The following is a 16,170-nucleotide window of genomic DNA, read 5'->3' as shown; positions in this document are numbered from 1 at the left end:
GATGAAGACACTGACCCTCAAGGCCGACCGCCTCTTTGACGGCGATACCTTTCTCGACAGCCCCTGCCTGACCCTGGTCGACGGCCGGATCCTCTCCCTTGGCACGGAGGACGGCGACGAGATCCTGCATCTTGACGGCACCCTGGCGCCGGGCTTTATCGACATCCAGGTCAACGGCGGCGGCGATCGGCTCTTCAACAACGAACCCAGCCTGGCCACCCTGGGGGCCATGGTCCAGGCCCATGGCCGCTTCGGCACCACCGCCATGCTGCCGACCCTGATCACCGATGACCTGGACAAGATGACCAGGGCCGCCGATACGGTCGCCCTGGCCCTGGAAGATGGCATGCCGGGGATCCTGGGCATTCATTTCGAAGGTCCCCACCTCAGCCAGCCCAAGCGCGGCATCCACCAGGCCAGGCATATCCGCCCCCTGAGCGACAGGGAAATGGCCCTTTATTGCCGCCAGGATCTGGGCATCCGCCTGGTGACCCTGGCCCCGGAGCAGGTGCCGCCGCAGCAGATAGCCGCACTGGTGGCGGCCGGCGCCATCGTCTGCCTGGGCCACTCCGACTGCAGCTTCGAACAGGCCAATGCCGCCCTGGAGGCAGGCGCAACCGGCTTTACCCATTTGTTCAACGCCATGTCGCCCTTTGGCTCCCGGGAGCCCGGCATGGTCGGCGCCGCCCTGGCCCACGACGGGGCCGCCTGCGGCCTGATCCTGGATGGCCACCATGTCCACCCCGCCGCCGCCAGGGTCGCCCTCAAGGCCCTTGGCGAGCAGCGGCTGTTGCTGGTCACCGACGCCATGCAGGCCGTCGGCAGCAAGGCCAGGGAATTCCCCTATTTCGATGAAGTTCTGCACCTGGACGGCGACAGGCTCAGCAACCAGGAAGGCCGCCTGGCCGGCTCGGCCCTGAACATGGCCCAGGCGGTGGCCAATGCCCGTACCTGGCTGGGGGTCGGCGAGGAAGGCGCGCTGCGCATGGCGTCCCGCTGGCCGGCACGTTTTCTGGGCCTGGAGGGCCGCAAGGGCATGCTCAGGGCCGGCATGGACGCCGATCTGGTGCTGCTGGATCGGCAGGGCCGGGTCAAAGGCACCTGGCTTTGCGGCCGGACACCCTAGGCCTGGTTGCCGACCTTGCCGGCGAGAATGGGCAGGCTGGAGATGTTGCCGCTCAGCAGCCGGATCAGGCTGGTTTCGTCCATGGGCTTGCCCAGCAGGTAACCCTGGGCCAGATCACAGTCAAACGCCTTGAGCAGCCGCAGCTGGGCCTGGGTTTCCACCCCTTCGGCGACGACGGTGGCGCCCAGGTTATGAAGCAGCTCGATAAGGCTGGTGACTATCTTGCTGCTCGTGTCGTCCTGGCCCAGGGTAGCGACGAAGGAACGATCGATCTTGACCACATCGAAGGGCAGCTGGCGCAGGTAGCTCAGGGAGGAATAGCCGGTACCGAAATCATCTATGGCCACCCTGACCCCTGTGGCCTTGATGGCATTGAGGGCATCTATGGCCGGCCCGAACCGGCCGATGAAGCTGGTCTCCGTCACCTCCAGCTCCAGTTGCCCTGGCAGCAGGCCGTGGCGGCGTAACGCCGTGTCGATGAAGGCCGGCAGGCTGGCGTCCAGGAACTGCCGTGGCGACAGGTTTACGGCCATATGGCAGCCGTGCAGGCCCCCGGCCTCCAGCCTGGCCAGCATGGACAGGGCTTCTTCTATGGTCCAGAAGCCCAGCTCCACTATCCGCTCGGACTGCTCCAGGGCCGGAATGAAGTTGCCCGGCGACACTATGCCCTGTTTGGGGTGGCGCCAGCGGATCAAGGCCTCGAAGCCATGCAGCTCACCATTGCTCAGCTGGTACTGGGGTTGCAGGTAGAGCATGAACTGCTGTTCGCTGAAGGCCGCGTCCAGATCGTGATCCAGGCTGATACGGGCGTTGAGCCGCTCTTCCATGTCCCGGTTGAAGTAGCTGATGCTGGCCTTGCTGGCCTTGGCGTGATGCAGGGCCATGTCGGCCCGCTTGAGCAGCTCCCCGGGCGACATCTCCGGCCCCTCCGCCACGGCGATGCCCAGGGTCACGTTGATGCCGTACAGGCGTTCCCCCAGTTGTACCGGCTCCTTGACGATCTCCCTGAGCCGGCGGCTGAGTTCATCGAGCTCGCTGCTCTCCCGGCATTGCTTCAGTACCACGAAATCGTCGCCGGCGAACCGGCCGATCAGTTCTTCCTGCTGACCGACATGGGAGAGTCGCTGGGCCAGGATCTGCAGCAGCCTGTCTCCCTGCTCATGGCCAAGGGAGTCATTGACCTGCTTGAAGTCATTGATGTCCATAAACACCAGTGCCAGCTTTTCTTCTGCCGGCAGGTGTTCCAGCCGGCGGTAAAGCTCGGAGTCGATCAGGCTGCGACTGGCCAGGCCGGTCAGGGGATCGAACTTGATGTGGTGCTCAAGCTCGCTGGTACGCTGCTGCACCTGCCGGTCCAGCTCCACCAGCCGCCTGGCCAGCTCGAACTCCGCCTCTTCCAGCAGATCCAGCTCGTCACAGAGCAATTGAGGCTGCCGCTGCTGGCCCGCCAGCGCCTCTGGGTGATGGGCCAGGGAAGGCAACACCTTGGCCTGCTGGCTGAGGCGGGCCGCCATGCGCCAGGCCAGCCACAGCAACCATGAACAGGAAAAGATCCCCAGGGCCAGGCCCAGCCAGGTGAGCTTGGCCTTGTAGGCCCTGGACGCGGCGATCTGCTGGTTGACGTCCATGGCGATCAGCAGACCTCCCTGCTCCAGGCTGGGCAGGGGATGCCACCACACCAGCCATTGCCGTCCCTCGAAGCCATAAAGCCTGCCTTCGAGCAGCTGCTGGGGAAGCCAGTCCCTGGACAGGGCCATCATCAAGCGCATCACCTGGGGGTTGGGCGTGCCCGAGCGGAACGACAGGTTCCAGAGCTGGGGGTGGCGCAGGCTGTTGAGGCTGGCCCGGGAGTGGTTGGGGGCCAGCAGCAGCAGATCCACCGGCAGGGTCTGGTGGAGATCGCTGAGCAGCGGCGCCAGGGATTCGGTGATGGTCAGGGTGCCGGGCTGGCCCGAGCGGCTCAGCACCGGAACCGCCACCGTCAGCATGCACAGCTGTCGGCATTGCAGCGACGCCCTGGGCTCAGGGGGAAAGCCGAGCTCCAGCTTATCCAGTTGGCCGGCTTCGAACAGCAGCCGCCCCCGGGCATCCTGCAGCCTTACCCCCAGCCAACTCCAGGTCAGGCGCAGGCTCTGCCAACTCTGTTCGAGCTGATTGGCCAGGGCATCGAGATCGTCGCCCCTGAGCAACAGGTTCAGAGCTTCCACCTGTTCCGCCGCCACCGTCACCCTGCCATCCAGGGATTGGCTGTAGACCCGTTCCACTGTCCCCATGATATGGGACTGGTACTGGCTCATGATCCTGTCGCTGTGCTCCTGGCTGAGCCAGTTCTGGCCCAGCAGCATCACCAGCAGGAACAGGGCCAGCAGCACGAACAGCTTGGCCCTGAGGCTGAGAAAAAGGGTGCGGGGTTTCTTCATGCTAGAAGGCATAGATCAGCTGAACCGCCCCCATCTGCCAGTTCTCTTCCAGGCCCCTGGCATCCAGTCGCACCAGGGGCGGGATCCAGGTCACCCCATCCACCCAGTGGTACTCGGCCCTGAGTTGCCAATTGGCGTTGAACTGCCAGTTCAGGCCCAGGGTGTAGTCCTTGGTCTGGTCGTAGTTGGCGGCACTGACGGAGGTATCCATGTTGATGTAGTCGAAGCGCCCAAAGACGGACAACCGCGGTGAGATGATGCGCCTGAGCTGGATATAACCCAGCTCGGCATCGACCTCGCTGGGCACCACGGCCGGAAATACCCGCCAGGCCCTGAAATGGCGCTTCATCAGCTCCAGGGTCAGCTCCCACTGCTCCCTGCTGTAGATCATGGAGCCGGTCAGGAATTCCATCTTGACGTTACCGTCGCTCAAGGGCCCGGGGGGGCTTGCTTTATGATCGAAATCACCGGCCAGCCAGCTCAGCTTGAATTCGAACTGCTGCCCCGGTGTCTGCCAATCCAACAGCCAATAACGGCTGGAGTTGGCCTTCAGCTCCCGGGAATTGAGATCGCCGAATATGGTCCTTTCGGCATTGTCGCTTATCGGCGGCTTACCATAGGCGAAGCTAAGCGCCATACGTCCCAGCTCGGTGTTGGCGCCATAGCCCAGGCTGATACCGTCCAGCCCAAGGGACATGGATCTGAGCCCATCCGGATAGACCGACTGGGGCATGAAGATGCCGGGACGGGCCACGGGCGTGTCCTGGAAGGCGGAATAAAGCCAGGCCTGGTTCTTGATCCGCCCCAGCTGCAGCGCCAGCTCGCCTTCCCCCAGTTGCGGCCGCCAATCCAAAAACAGGTAGTCCAGCTTGAAGCCCTGGTCGTAGTTGTCGCCGGCCTGGCGATACAGCACCTGGCCGGCCAGGCGGGTACGGTTGCCCAGATCCTGGGCCAGGCTCAGGCCCAGCTCGGTATATTCGCCAGACCAGCCGCTGTCCTGGTCGAAAAAGCCGTTGTCACTGGTGTAGACCAGCCCCTGACCCGCAAAGCCATGCCATTCGGTGGCGGACAGCGACCAAGCCAGGCTAGTCAACAGACACCAGCACCACCTGGCTTGGGATCTCTTCCATTTGTACATATCCGATAGCCCCTTTGGTCCTGCCGACCGTATTGACCATTTCTTCCCTGCTACTGACCCTGATGGGTGCCCGGCCTATGCCGGAATAGATGCGCCGCCGCCATACCCTTTCCAACTGGTAGGGGAACAACGACAGAACCTCCTGGCAGAAGCGCCTGTGCCATTCATGCTCCTTGTCCATGACCACCAGGGTGACGGGCGTACCGTCCGGCCAGTAGGGGATCTGGGAGGAGAACAGCAGGCGCAACTGCTGGGGGGGGAGGTTGATTTCGCCAAGGTCGGGATGCGCGATCACCCTGACGTCGGCCAGGGCGGCCGAACTCACGAAAAGAAGGAGAAATATCAAGGTTTTCTGAAGCAATCCCAGCCGCATGATCCATCCCTGGCCCGTTTCCTTCCAAAGTATAGACAGCGCCCCGTGGTATACTCGCCGGTCCATCGAAAAAGGTGTAATGAGATGCTGGAAAACCCCAGCCAGTTGCTGCTGCGCAACCTGGCGATCTTTGAGGAAGGCCCGCTGCTGATCAGCCAGGCCCCCCGTGATGAACTGGCCGCCACCCTGGTGTCGGAAGGCCTGAAGCCGCTGATGCACCACAGCGACTACCTGGCCTACCAGGGCTCACGGCGCCACCTGGGCGACAATGCCCAGTTTGCGCCCGTGCCTGCCGGCCAGGCCAGGCACGGGGTGCTGTTCATTCCCAAGGCCAAGGAAGAACTGCGCATGCAGCTGGCCGCCCTGGCGGCCTGTGTCGGCAAGGGCGGCAATCTCTATGTCATCGGCGAGAACAAGGGCGGCATCAAGTCGGCCGCCAAGCTCCTCGAACCCTATGGCCAGGTGGAGAAGCTCGACAGCGCCCGCCACTGCAGCCTGTTCGTGGTGACGCTCAGCGAACAGCCGGCTCCCTTTGTTCTCAACGACTGGCAGCACCAGCACGAGATCGAAGTGGCCGGTGAAAGCCTGATCATCTGCAGCCTGCCCGGGGTATTCAGCCATGGCGAGCTGGACCAGGGTACCCGGCTGCTCCTGGAGCACCTGCCCAGGGTCAAGGCCCAGGGCCGCATCCTCGACTTCGGCTGTGGCGCCGGCGTCATAGGCGCCTACCTGGCCAGGAAGGCTCCCCAGGCCCAGGTGGAAATGCTGGACGTGTCGGCCCTGGCCATCGCCGCCAGCCACGCCACCCTGGCCGCCAACGGCCTGGACAATGCCAAGGTGCAGCCCGGCAGCGGCCTGGGCGATCTGCACGGCCGTTTCCACCAGATCATCACCAACCCGCCCTTCCACACCGGCGTCGGCACCGACTATTCCGCCACCGAATCCCTGCTGCGCGAGGCGCCGGCCCGGCTGGTGCAGGGCGGCGACCTGGTGGTGGTGGCCAACAGCTTCCTCAGGTACGAGCCGATCATGGCGGCCGGCTTCGGCAAGGTGGAAAGGCTGGCCGACGACAGGAAATTCCGTGTCTACTGCTGCCGCGGCAGCGGCCGTTGAAAAAAGGCTTGACCTGGCCGGCAAAGTCTATAGAATTCGCCCTCACACGCAGATGTGGCGGAATTGGTAGACGCGCTAGCTTCAGGTGTTAGTGAGCTTTGCTCGTGGGAGTTCAAGTCTCCCCATCTGCACCATACATAGAAAACCCGGCTTAGGCCGGGTTTTTGCTTTTCTGGCCATTTCATGGGCGCATTGCTCACGGAATCGGCAAACGACGCAAGAGATGAAAAAAGCGGTTGACGACGCCGCGCCAATCCGTAGAATGCCACGCCGTACCGAGGATGAATCTTCTTCCGACGTATGATGCAGATGTGGCGGAATTGGTAGACGCGCTAGCTTCAGGTGTTAGTGAGCTTTGCTCGTGGGAGTTCAAGTCTCCCCATCTGCACCAACACAATTAGGGAAAGTGGCCGAAGGCGGCTTTCAAAAAAGACTTGCAGATGTGGCGGAATTGGTAGACGCGCTAGCTTCAGGTGTTAGTGAGCTTTGCTCGTGGGAGTTCAAGTCTCCCCATCTGCACCATACGGATAAAGGCCGGGTTTTATACCCGGCCTTTTTTCGTCTAAGCTGCGGCCATGGAGCAGCTTGAATTCTTCGACATCCCCTCCCCCTGTAGAGGCGTCTGCCAGGCCGACAGCCGCGGCTACTGCCTGGGTTGCCTGCGCTCCCGGGAAGAACGCTTCCACTGGCACCAGCTCAGCAACGCCCAGAAACGCAAGGTGATCCAGCTCTGCGAGCAGCGCCGCAAGCGGCGCGCCCAGAAGGCGGCCCAGCAGGGCTGAGTCCCTTACAGGTTTTCCTCGGCGAACGAGGCCAGCCTGCTGCGCACCACCCCGTCCAGGAACACATTGGCACTGCCGGGAAAGTCCTTGAAGCGCTCCACTATGTAGGTCAGGCCGGAGGTCACCGGACTCAGGTAGGCCGAGTCTATCTGGGACAGGTTGCCGGAGCAGATCATCTTGGTACCCTCGCCACAGCGGGTCAGTATGGTCTTGAGCTGGCCGGCGGTGAGGTTCTGGCTCTCGTCTATGATGACGATGGCGTTCTGGATGGAGCGGCCACGCATGAAGTTCACCGATTTGAACTGGATGTTGGCCTTCTCCATGATGTATTCCAGGCTGCCGTGGGGATTGGAGTCCGAACCGTGCAGCACCTCCAGGGTGTCGGTGATGGCCGCCAGCCAGGGCAGCATCTTCTCTTCCTCTGTGCCGGGCAAAAAACCGATGCTTTCGGCGATCTCCGGGGTATTGCGGGTGACGATCACCTTGTCGTAGAGGCCCCGCTCTATGACCATCTCCAGGGCGGCGGCCATGGCCAGCAGCGTCTTGCCGGAGCCGGCCGGGCCGGTGAGGATCGTCAGATCGATGCCGGGATCCAGCAGGGCATGGAGCGCCAGGCCCTGGTAGATGTTCTTGGGCGAAATTCCCCAGGCGTGCTGGGCCATCAGCCGATCCCGGCCCAGATCCAGCAGCTTGACGTGCTTGTCGTCGTGCTCCACCACCCGGGCGGCGAAATCCGGGCTGGCGTCCAGCAGGTATTCATTGGTGAAGATGTTCTCCAGCACCCCGGCCCCCACCGTCTGGTAGGTGTCCCTGCCGTCCGACTCGGTCTGCACCTTCTCCACCCGGCTCCAGAACTCCCCGTCCATCTCCAGGTAGCCCTTGGCCAGGAAGCGGATGTCGTCGATGAGCTGGTCGGTGCGATAGTCCTCCACCCGCCTCAGGCCGGCCCCCTTGGCCTTGAGACGCATGTTGATGTCCTTGGTGACCAGCACCACCTTGTTGGGCGCCTTTTCCTTCTGCAGGTGCAGCGCCACGTTGATGATGCGGTTGTCGTTCTCGCTGCCCGGCACATGGGCCAGGTCCATTTCCAGTTCGTGGTCGGGGAAGATGGTGATGGAGCCCCTGTTGCCCTCGGTGTCCGCCGAGGGCAGCTCGACCCCGGTGAGGATGTCCTCCGGGCTGGCATCCCTGAAGACGTCGTCCAGGGTACGGATGGCGATCCGCGCGTCCCGGGAAATGTCGGTGCGCCTGTCCTTGATGGTGTCCAGTTCTTCAAGGACGGTCATGGGGATGACCAGGTCGTGTTCGTCGAAGGAATAGATGGCGTGGGGTTCGTGGAGCAGGATATTGGTGTCGAGGATATAAATCTTTTTCTCGTCCGGGGCCATAGGTCACTCCCTAACTAATTGTAATAATGGCGCTTTATGTCCGACTGACACTCTAAGCTTAGACCCATTACATCTCGGTGACATTGATCCAACACCAAGGCTTTTGCCAGCCCCTATGCTCTTGGGTAACATACCCCGCCTTTTTCCCGAGCCGATGGAGCCGTAGTCAATGCCATTTGCCCTTGGTCAGCGCTGGATAGCCGATGCCGAATCCGATCTGGGTCTCGGCACCCTGGTGGCGCTGGATGCCAGAACCGTGTCCCTGTTGTTTCCCGCCTGCGGTGAAAACCGCGTCTATACCCGCCAGGATGCGCCCATCACCCGAGTGCGTTTCAATCCCGGCGACAGGGTGACCAGCCACGAGGACTGGCAACTGACCGTGGAAGAGATCGAGGAGCAGGATGGCCTGGTCAGCTACGTCGGCATTCGCGAAGACACCCAGGAAAGGCTCAGCCTCAGGGAAACCTTCCTGTCCCACGTCATCAGCATCAACAAGCCCCAGGATCGCCTCTTTGCCGGCCAGGTAGACCGCAACGACTGGTTCACCCTGCGCTACCAGACCCTGGAACAGCAGAGCAGGCTGAGCCAGAGCCCGTTGCGGGGACTGGTCGGCCAGCGCGCCGATCTGATCCCCCATCAGCTGCACATCGCCAACGAGGTGGGCCGGCGCATGAATCCGCGGGTGCTGCTGGCCGATGAAGTGGGCCTGGGCAAGACGGTGGAAGCGGGCATGATCATTCACCAGCAGCTGCTGGCCGGCCGTGCCAGCCGCGTGCTGCTGCTGGTGCCGGACAGCCTGATGCACCAATGGCTGGTGGAAATGCTGCGCCGCTTCAACCTGCGCTTCGCACTGTTCGACGAGGAACGCCTCCAGGAAGCCAGCCTGGACGTGGACAACCCCTTCGACACCGAACAGCTGGTGCTGATCAGCCTGGATCTCATCGCCAAGCGCAAGCAGCGTTTCGAGCAGGTGCTGGAAGCGGACTGGGACATGCTGGTGGTCGACGAGGCCCACCACCTGGCGTGGCACCCGGACAAACCCAGCCGCGAATACCAGGTGGTGGAGGCCCTGGCCGAAGAGGTGCCCTCTGTGCTGCTGCTGACCGCCACCCCGGATCAGCTGGGCCACGAGAGCCACTTTGCCCGCCTGCGCCTGCTGGATCCGGAGCGCTTCCACGACTACGAGAGCTTCAAGGCCGAGGAGCAGGACTACCGCCAGCTGGCCGAGGCCGCGGCCCGCATCCTGGCCGGCGAGGCCCTGACCGACGAGGACAAAACCATCATCGCCGCCCAGGGCGATGATCTGGCCGAACTGGCCGGGCAGCTGGACGATCCGGCCTGCCGCGACCAACTGGTGGCGGCCCTGATCGACCGCCACGGCACCAGCCGGGTGCTGCTGCGCAACACCAGGGCGGCCGTACCCGGCTTCCCGGGCCGCGCCCTGCACGAGGTGCCCCTGGCCATGCCCGAGGCCTACGGCACCGCCATCAAGGTGTCGCGGATGATGGCCGGCCGCAAGGGCACCGAGGAGCAGGCCAGGGAACTGCTCTACCCGGAGCGCATCTATCAGGACTTCGAAGGCAGTGAAGAGGCCTCCTGGTGCCAGCACGATCCCCGCGCCCTGTGGCTGCTGGACTTCCTGGCCGGACACAGGGACGAAAAGGTGGTGCTGATCTGCGCCCAGGCCAGCCAGGCCCTGGCCCTGGCCGAGTTCCTGCGCAGCCGCGAGGCCGTCAACACCGCCGTCTTCCACGAGGGCATGAGCATAGTGGAGAGGGACAGGGCCGCTGCCTACTTCGCCGACAGCGAAGACGGCGCCCAGATCCTGCTCTGCTCCGAGATCGGTTCCGAAGGCCGCAACTTCCAGTTCGCCCGCCATCTGGTGCTGTTCGACCTGCCCCTGAACCCGGATCTGCTGGAGCAGCGCATCGGCCGCCTGGACCGCATCGGCCAGAAGTTCGAGGTGGCCATCCATGTGCCTCACTTCCAGGACTCCGCCCAGGCCATGCTGCTGGCCTGGTACCACCAGGGCCTGAACGCCTTCGAAAGCACCTGCCCCGCCGGCAGCCAGCTGTTCGACGAATTCGGCGAGCGCCTGCTGGCCTGCCTGGCCAGCCAGGAACAGGCCGACCTGGCCGAACTGACCGCCGAGACCGCCCAGCGCCGGCAGGCCCTGGAGGCGGACCTGGAATCCGGCCGCGACCGCCTGCTGGAGCTGGCCTCCGGTGGCCGTGGCCGTGGCGAGTCCCTGGTCCAGGCCATCGCCGAGCAGGACTTCAGCCACCACCTGCCCACCTACCTGCTGCAGCTGCTGGACGTGTTCGGCGTCGACCAGGAAGACCTGGACGATGAAACCCTGCTGCTGAGGCCTTCGGAGCACATGCTCAGCCCCCTGCCGGGCCTGGAGGAAGACGGCCAGCTGGCCACCTTTGGCCGCGAGCGGGCCCTGAGCAGGGACGACATCCAGTTCCTGAGCTGGGATCACCCCCTGGTCACCGGCACCATGGAAGCGGTGCTGTCCGGCGACATGGGCAATGCCGCCGTGGCCCTGCTGAAGAACAAGGCCCTGCCCGCCGGCACCCTGTTCGTGGAGCTGGTCTACATCAGCGAACACCAGGCGCCCAAGCACCTGCAGCTGGACCGCTTCCTGCCGCCGACCCCCATCCGCCTGCTGCTGGACAAGAATGGCAAGGATCTGTCCGCCAATGTGCCCTTCGATCAGTTCAACCGCCAGCTGACGCCCCTCAAGCGCCATACCGCCGCCAAGCTGGCCTCCGCCTCCCAGGCCGCCGTCCATGGCCTGATCAGCCAGGCCGAATCCGGGCTGGCCGGGCGCCAGGCCGAGCTGATCGCCCGGGCCAGGGAGACCGCCGGCCAGGTGCTGGACGGTGATCTGGCCCGCCTGGAGGCCCTCAAGGCCGTCAACGCCAGCATCCGCGACGACGAGCTGGAGGAGCTCAGGGCCCACAAGAGCGCCATCCTGACCCAGATCGACCGCGCCCAGCTGAAGCTGGACATGGTCCGGTTGATCGTGGTGGTCAACGAGTAAAAAAAAGGGAGGCGCAGGCCTCCCTTTCCTTTTCCCGCTTAGCGCTGGCTTTGCTTGATGAGCTGGTAGGCGGCCTGGATGGCCTGGGCCCGCTCCTTGGCCAGCACCTGCATCTCGGGCGGCAGCCCCTTGGCCACCAGCTTGTCGGGATGGTGTTCGGCCATGGCCTTGCGGTAGGCGCGGCGGACCGCCGTCCACTCGGCACCGGTTTCCAGACCGAGGATCTGGTAGGCGTCGTTGAGCTTGGCCACCCGGGATTCGCGGGGTTCCCGCTTGAAATGGCGGCCGGCCTGGGCCTCACGGATCAGCACCTTGAGCAGCTTGCTGCCCAGCCCCAGCCCCTTGGCGATGCGTTCCAGCACGTCCCATTCGGCCGGGTGCAGCTGGCCGTCGGCCAGGGCCACCTGCAGCTGGATCTCGATAAAGAGCCGCTGCAGATCCCGTTGCCTGCCCAGCTGTTCGCGCAGGCTGAGCACGGCCGCGTCCAGGGGGAAGCCGGCCAGCTTGCCCTCCCGGAAGGCGGCCTTGGCCGCCTCCCTGGCCTTGCCGGAGAGCTTCAGCCTGTCCATCAGGGCCGTGGCGGCCTGGATCTCCGCCTCCACCACCTGGCCCTTGGCCTTGGCCAGATGACCCATGACCGCGAAGGTGGTGTGGAAGAACAGCTGCTGGCGCCCCACCTCGTCGAGCCTGTGCCAGTAGCGGCCGAAGCCGCCGCCCTGGAAATCCCGCCTCAGGGCCTTGTCGAACCACCAGCCGGCCAGGAAGCCCAGCAGCGCCCCCGGCACCCTGGCGAAGGCCAGGCCGATCAACAGGCCAAGCAACCTGCCCCACCAGTTCATGCTTGCCCTCGCAGCTGGCGGTCCAGGGCCGCCAGGCGCTGTGGCGTGCCCACATCCAGCCAATAGCCCTGGTGATGCAGGCCGTGCAGCCGGCCCGCCTTGGCCCACTGCCTGAGCAGCGGCCCCAGGGCGCCGTGGCCCTGGGGCAGGTTGGCAAACCAGGCCAGGGGCAGCCGGGCCAGGCCGGCATAGGTCAGGCGCCGGCCCGCCTCGGCAATGCGGCCGTCGGCAAGGGCGAAATCGCCACCCGGGTTATGGTCCGGGTTGTCTACCAGCACCAGGGTGCCGGACGGCGCCGCCAGCAGCCGCTCCAGGGGCAGATCGCAATAGATGTCGCCGTTGACCAGCAGGAAGTCGCCCTCTCCCAGCAGCGGCAACGCCCTGCGGATGCCGCCGGCGGTTTCCAGGGCCTGGCCCTCGTGGGAGTAATGGATGCTCACCCCGAAGCGGCTGCCGTCACCCAGCACAGCGGGCAACTGCTCGCCCAGCCAGGCGGTGTTGATGACCACCTCGCGGACACCGGCTGCGGCCAGGCGCTGAAGGTGATACTGGATCAGCGGCCGGCCGCCGGCCTCGAGCAGGGGTTTTGGGGTGTGGTCGGTCAGTGGCCGCATGCGCTCGCCACGGCCGGCGGCCAGGATCATGGCCTTCATGCATTGGCCTCCAGCCAGTCGGCGAAGTCGGCAAATTCCGGGTAGCGGCGGGCCGTTTCGAGCAGCTTGTCCCGGGTCGGTGCCAGGCTGTCCAGGTAGCGTGACTTGCCGTCCTGGTAATGAAGACGGCAGAAGATACCGAGGATCTTCAGCTGCCTGAGCATGGCGGTCAGATCCAGCCAGCGCTTGAACAGCGCCTCATCGTCGGTGAAGGCCTGCTCGGCAAAGGCCTGGGCGATGAGGGCCTGCTCCTCGGCCGTGCTCAGGCTGACATAGCTGTCCCTGAGCAGGGAGGCGGCGTCATAGGTCAGGGGCGCCAGCAGCAGGTCCTGGAAATCGATGACCACCAGCTCGTCACCGTGGCAGAGCAGGTTGCGGCCATGGTAATCCCTGTGGCTGGGCACCTGGGGCTGGGAGAAGAAATTGTCGTAGAGGCGCTCGAACAGCGGCTGCAGCAGGGTTTGTGGAACGGTGACTCCGAGGTGGCGCGCCAGGTACCAGTCCTCGAACAGCTGGCGCTTGCGCGTCACGAAGGCCAGATCCGCCCTGGGCAGCTCGGCCTGCACGGCACGGATCTTCGGCAGCAGCCCCATGGCCTGGCGGTACCAGGGCAGCCGTTCGTCGGCGGTCAGTGAGCTGAGCAGGCGGTCGCCATAGTCGGGAATGAGCATGAAGCCGCGCTCTGCATCCAGGGCCAGGGGCCTTGGCACCGGCACGCCGGCCCCGGCCAGGGCCAGGCCAAGGCGGTCAAAGTCGAGCAGTTCCTTGGCCGGATTGCTGCAATGCACCGCCAGCAAGGGCTCTGGGGCATTCAGCAGGCGGAAGTAGCTGCGACCACCGGCATCGCCGGACAGCGGCTGCCATGCCAGGGTTGGGAGTTGCAAATGTCCCTGGATCCAGGAACCCAGGGCCTGAAAATGCGTCTGTGTCATACCGGCCGCACTATAGCCCAATAGCCCGAGAGGTAAAATTGCTTTATCATCCAAGGCCAGAGAAGAAGCGGTATAGAAGCCGCAGCATGAGTGAGAATCAGATGGGAAAAAGCGCCTCCAAGGTCCGCCGGCTGCTGGTCTTCTCGACCGTGGCAGCGGCCGTAGGCCAGGCCCTTGCCGCTGAGCCCCAGTGTCCCCAGACAACAGCCCCTACGGTCGCCAGGAATGCCGACCTGAGCCAGGCGCCGATCCAGGCCTCGGCCGAGCGTGCCGACATCCAGGGGCGGGAAAGCGCCGTTCTGGAAGGGAACGTGGAGATCCGCCAGGGCAACCGCCTGCTCAAGGCCGACAAGGCCGAACTGGACAATGTCCGGGGCTCCCTCAAGGCCCATGGCCAGGTCAGTTTCGAAGACGGCCGCCTCAAGGTCAGCAGCCAGGGCCTGGAAGCCGATACCCGCAGCAACAAGGCCGAGATAAAGGAAGCCCGCTACCAGATGCAGGGCCAGCTGGGCCATGGCGCCGCCAAGCGGCTGAGCCTGAGCGAACAGCAGGGCTTCGTCCTCGAGGGCGGCAGCTTTACCACCTGCCCGGCCGAGGACATGGCCTGGGAGCTGCGCGCCAGCGAGATCAAGGTCGAGCCGGACCAGGGCTGGGGCTCCGCCAGGGGCGCCCAGTTCCGCATCTATGACGTGCCGGTCTTCTATGTGCCCTACATGACCTTCCCGGTCACGGACCAGCGCAAATCCGGCCTGCTCTACCCGACCCTGGGCTCCAGCGACAAGAGCGGCCTGGAATACGCCCAGCCCGTCTACTGGAACATCGCTCCCAACCTGGATCTGACCTTCACCCCCAGGTACATGAGCAAGCGCGGCCTGCAGCTCAACAACGAATTCCGCTACCTGTTCGGCAGCGATGCCGGCGAGCTGACCCTGGAATACCTGGACAGCGACAGCGAATACGTCGGCGAGGACAAGCAGCGCTACCTGGCCAGCTGGCAGCACAGCGGCCGGGTCGGCGAACAGTGGCGCTACCATGCCGACGTCACCACCCTCAGCGACGACGCCTACTTCGTCGATCTGGATTCCCCCAAGGGCTCCGCCACCGACACCCAGATCACCCGCAGCGGCCAGGTGGCCTACTTTTCGGATAACTGGCAGTTCAGCGCCCAGGTGCGCGACTTCGAGGTGCTGGGCGATTTCGTCGAGCCCTACCGCCAGGTACCCCAGCTGAGCCTGGGCTACCGGCAACCGGATTTCTGGCAGGGCCTGCACTTCGACTTCTACAGCGAAGCCGTGGCCTTCGACAACAAGGACGCCAGCAGGCCCACCGCCAACCGGGTGCACCTGGAGCCCGGCATCAGCCTGCCCCTGGTGACCACGGCCGGCTCCCTGACCACAGAGTTGAAGCTGTACCAGACCTTCTACGACCAGGACGACCCCAATGGCCAGCTGGCCGACTCGGTGTCACGGACCCTGCCGCAGCTGCGCGTCCATGGCCAGCTCAACTTCGAGCGCGACTTCGCATGGGACCAGCGGGCCTACAGCCAGACCCTGGAGCCCCAGCTCCAGTACCTGTTCATTCCCAAGGACAACCAGGACGATATCGGCCTCTACGACACCACCCTGCTGCGGGAGGATTACCACGGCCTGTTCCGCCCCAGGCGCTTCTCGGGCCTGGACAGGATCACCGATGCCAACCAGATCACCCTGGGCGTCACCAGCCGCATCCTGGACAGCAAGCAGCGGGAAAGGCTCAGGGCCTCCCTGGGCCAGATCATCTACCTCAAGCAGGCCGATGTGGGCCTGACCCAGGACTCGGGCCAGGTGGAGCGTTCCCGCTCGGCCCTGGCCGGCGAACTGGATCTGCGCATCGACCGGAACTGGGGCCTGTCCAGCGCCCTGCTCTACGACACCGACATCAACAGCACCAGGCGTGGGAACTTCACCCTGGACTACAGGGTCAGTGATAACAGGTTGCTGCAGTTCACCCACCGTTACGTGAAGGACATCAGCGACGACGAAAGCATCGACCAGGCCGGCCTGAGAGCCGCCTGGCAACTGGATAACCAATGGCAGCTCTTCGCCTCCCATTTCGAAGATCTGCGCCTGCACCGAACGGCCGAGACCTATGCCGGAGTGCAGTATGACGCCTGCTGTTTCGCCCTGCGTTTGACCGCCAGCCGTCGCCTCAACCCCATACTGTCCGCCGAACCCGAGTTCGCCGGCCAGTCGACCTATGACACCGGCTTCAGCCTGCAGGTCATCATCAAGGGCATGGGCGGCAATCCCACCACTGGCGAGCAATTGTTAAGCAAAGGCGTTTTCAGCTATCGTGAGCCCTATTACCTGAGCAATTGA

At 64.4% G+C, this 16,170-nt stretch carries 12 protein-coding genes and 3 tRNA genes; 8 read left to right on the top strand and 7 right to left on the bottom strand.

Annotated features, from left to right (window positions below; genetic code table 11):
- The first annotated feature begins 1 nt into the window (after position 1).
- The gene (nagA, locus tag WDB71_RS02030; protein WP_341502986.1) at positions 2-1,126 is read left to right on the top strand and encodes an N-acetylglucosamine-6-phosphate deacetylase; all 1,125 of its coding nucleotides are present in this window, start codon (positions 2-4) and stop codon (positions 1,124-1,126) included.
- Here the strand turns inward: nagA and WDB71_RS02025 are convergent.
- The 3 genes from WDB71_RS02025 to WDB71_RS02015 are packed head-to-tail and all read right to left on the bottom strand — an operon-like array spanning position 1,123 to position 5,057.
- Positions 1,123-3,546: an EAL domain-containing protein gene (locus WDB71_RS02025; protein WP_341502985.1), complete on the bottom strand. Its 2,424-nt coding sequence runs from the start codon at positions 3,544-3,546 to the stop codon at positions 1,123-1,125. The two genes, nagA and WDB71_RS02025, sit on opposite strands and share 4 nt — an antisense overlap.
- 1 nt (position 3,547) lies before the next feature.
- Positions 3,548-4,639, bottom strand: a complete 1,092-nt coding sequence (locus tag WDB71_RS02020; RefSeq protein ID WP_341502984.1) for a hypothetical protein — start codon at positions 4,637-4,639, stop codon at positions 3,548-3,550.
- On the bottom strand, positions 4,632-5,057 hold the full coding sequence (locus tag WDB71_RS02015) for a hypothetical protein (RefSeq protein ID WP_341502983.1): 426 nt from the start codon (positions 5,055-5,057) through the stop codon (positions 4,632-4,634). The genes WDB71_RS02020 and WDB71_RS02015 overlap by 8 nt, the downstream gene beginning before the upstream one ends.
- A gap of 84 nt (positions 5,058-5,141) precedes the next feature.
- On the opposite strand from WDB71_RS02015, the gene WDB71_RS02010 reads away from it, so the two are divergent.
- The 5 genes from WDB71_RS02010 to WDB71_RS01990 all read left to right on the top strand — a co-directional run bounded on the left by WDB71_RS02010 (position 5,142) and on the right by WDB71_RS01990 (position 6,952).
- Positions 5,142-6,170 carry a methyltransferase gene (locus WDB71_RS02010; RefSeq protein ID WP_341502982.1) on the top strand — a complete coding sequence of 343 codons (1,029 nt, stop codon included), beginning with the start codon at positions 5,142-5,144 and terminating at the stop codon, positions 6,168-6,170.
- Between the two features lie 48 nt (positions 6,171-6,218).
- Positions 6,219-6,304, top strand: a tRNA-Leu gene (locus WDB71_RS02005).
- Between the two features lie 171 nt (positions 6,305-6,475).
- Positions 6,476-6,561, top strand: a tRNA-Leu gene (locus WDB71_RS02000).
- A 45-nt stretch (positions 6,562-6,606) separates the two neighbouring features.
- Positions 6,607-6,692, top strand: a tRNA-Leu gene (locus WDB71_RS01995).
- A 53-nt stretch (positions 6,693-6,745) separates the two neighbouring features.
- Complete coding sequence (locus tag WDB71_RS01990; RefSeq protein WP_341502981.1) at positions 6,746-6,952, top strand: DUF1289 domain-containing protein; 207 nt, start codon at positions 6,746-6,748, stop codon at positions 6,950-6,952.
- Positions 6,953-6,957: 5 nt separating this feature from the next.
- On the opposite strand, the gene WDB71_RS01985 is transcribed toward WDB71_RS01990, so the two are convergent.
- A complete protein-coding gene (locus tag WDB71_RS01985; RefSeq protein ID WP_341502980.1) occupies positions 6,958-8,340 on the bottom strand; it encodes a PhoH family protein in 1,383 nt (460 codons plus the stop codon).
- 169 nt (positions 8,341-8,509) lie between these two features.
- Here WDB71_RS01985 and rapA point away from each other — a divergent pair, with 169 nt between their 5' ends.
- Positions 8,510-11,389 carry an RNA polymerase-associated protein RapA gene (gene rapA / locus WDB71_RS01980; RefSeq protein ID WP_341502979.1) on the top strand — a complete coding sequence of 960 codons (2,880 nt, stop codon included), beginning with the start codon at positions 8,510-8,512 and terminating at the stop codon, positions 11,387-11,389.
- A gap of 38 nt (positions 11,390-11,427) precedes the next feature.
- On the opposite strand, the gene djlA is transcribed toward rapA, so the two are convergent.
- The 3 genes from djlA to WDB71_RS01965 are packed head-to-tail and all read right to left on the bottom strand — an operon-like array spanning position 11,428 to position 13,813.
- Entirely contained in the window at positions 11,428-12,228 is an 801-nt protein-coding gene (djlA, locus tag WDB71_RS01975) for a co-chaperone DjlA (protein WP_341502978.1), read from the bottom strand.
- Entirely contained in the window at positions 12,225-12,881 is a 657-nt protein-coding gene (gene murU, locus WDB71_RS01970) for an N-acetylmuramate alpha-1-phosphate uridylyltransferase MurU (RefSeq protein WP_341502977.1), read from the bottom strand. The genes djlA and murU overlap by 4 nt, the downstream gene beginning before the upstream one ends.
- Positions 12,878-13,813, bottom strand: coding sequence for a phosphotransferase (locus tag WDB71_RS01965; protein ID WP_341502976.1), 936 nt, complete (start codon positions 13,811-13,813; stop codon positions 12,878-12,880). The genes murU and WDB71_RS01965 overlap by 4 nt, the downstream gene beginning before the upstream one ends.
- 86 nt (positions 13,814-13,899) lie before the next feature.
- Here WDB71_RS01965 and lptD point away from each other — a divergent pair, with 86 nt between their 5' ends.
- Positions 13,900-16,170 carry an LPS assembly protein LptD gene (gene lptD, locus WDB71_RS01960; RefSeq protein ID WP_341502975.1) on the top strand — a complete coding sequence of 757 codons (2,271 nt, stop codon included), beginning with the start codon at positions 13,900-13,902 and terminating at the stop codon, positions 16,168-16,170.

The sequence above is a fragment of the Gallaecimonas sp. GXIMD4217 genome (genome assembly GCF_038087665.1).
Classification (GTDB): Bacteria; Pseudomonadota; Gammaproteobacteria; order Enterobacterales; family Gallaecimonadaceae; genus Gallaecimonas.
Note: the sequence above shows the minus strand (reverse complement) of the source record. Positions and strands in the feature narration are given on the sequence as shown.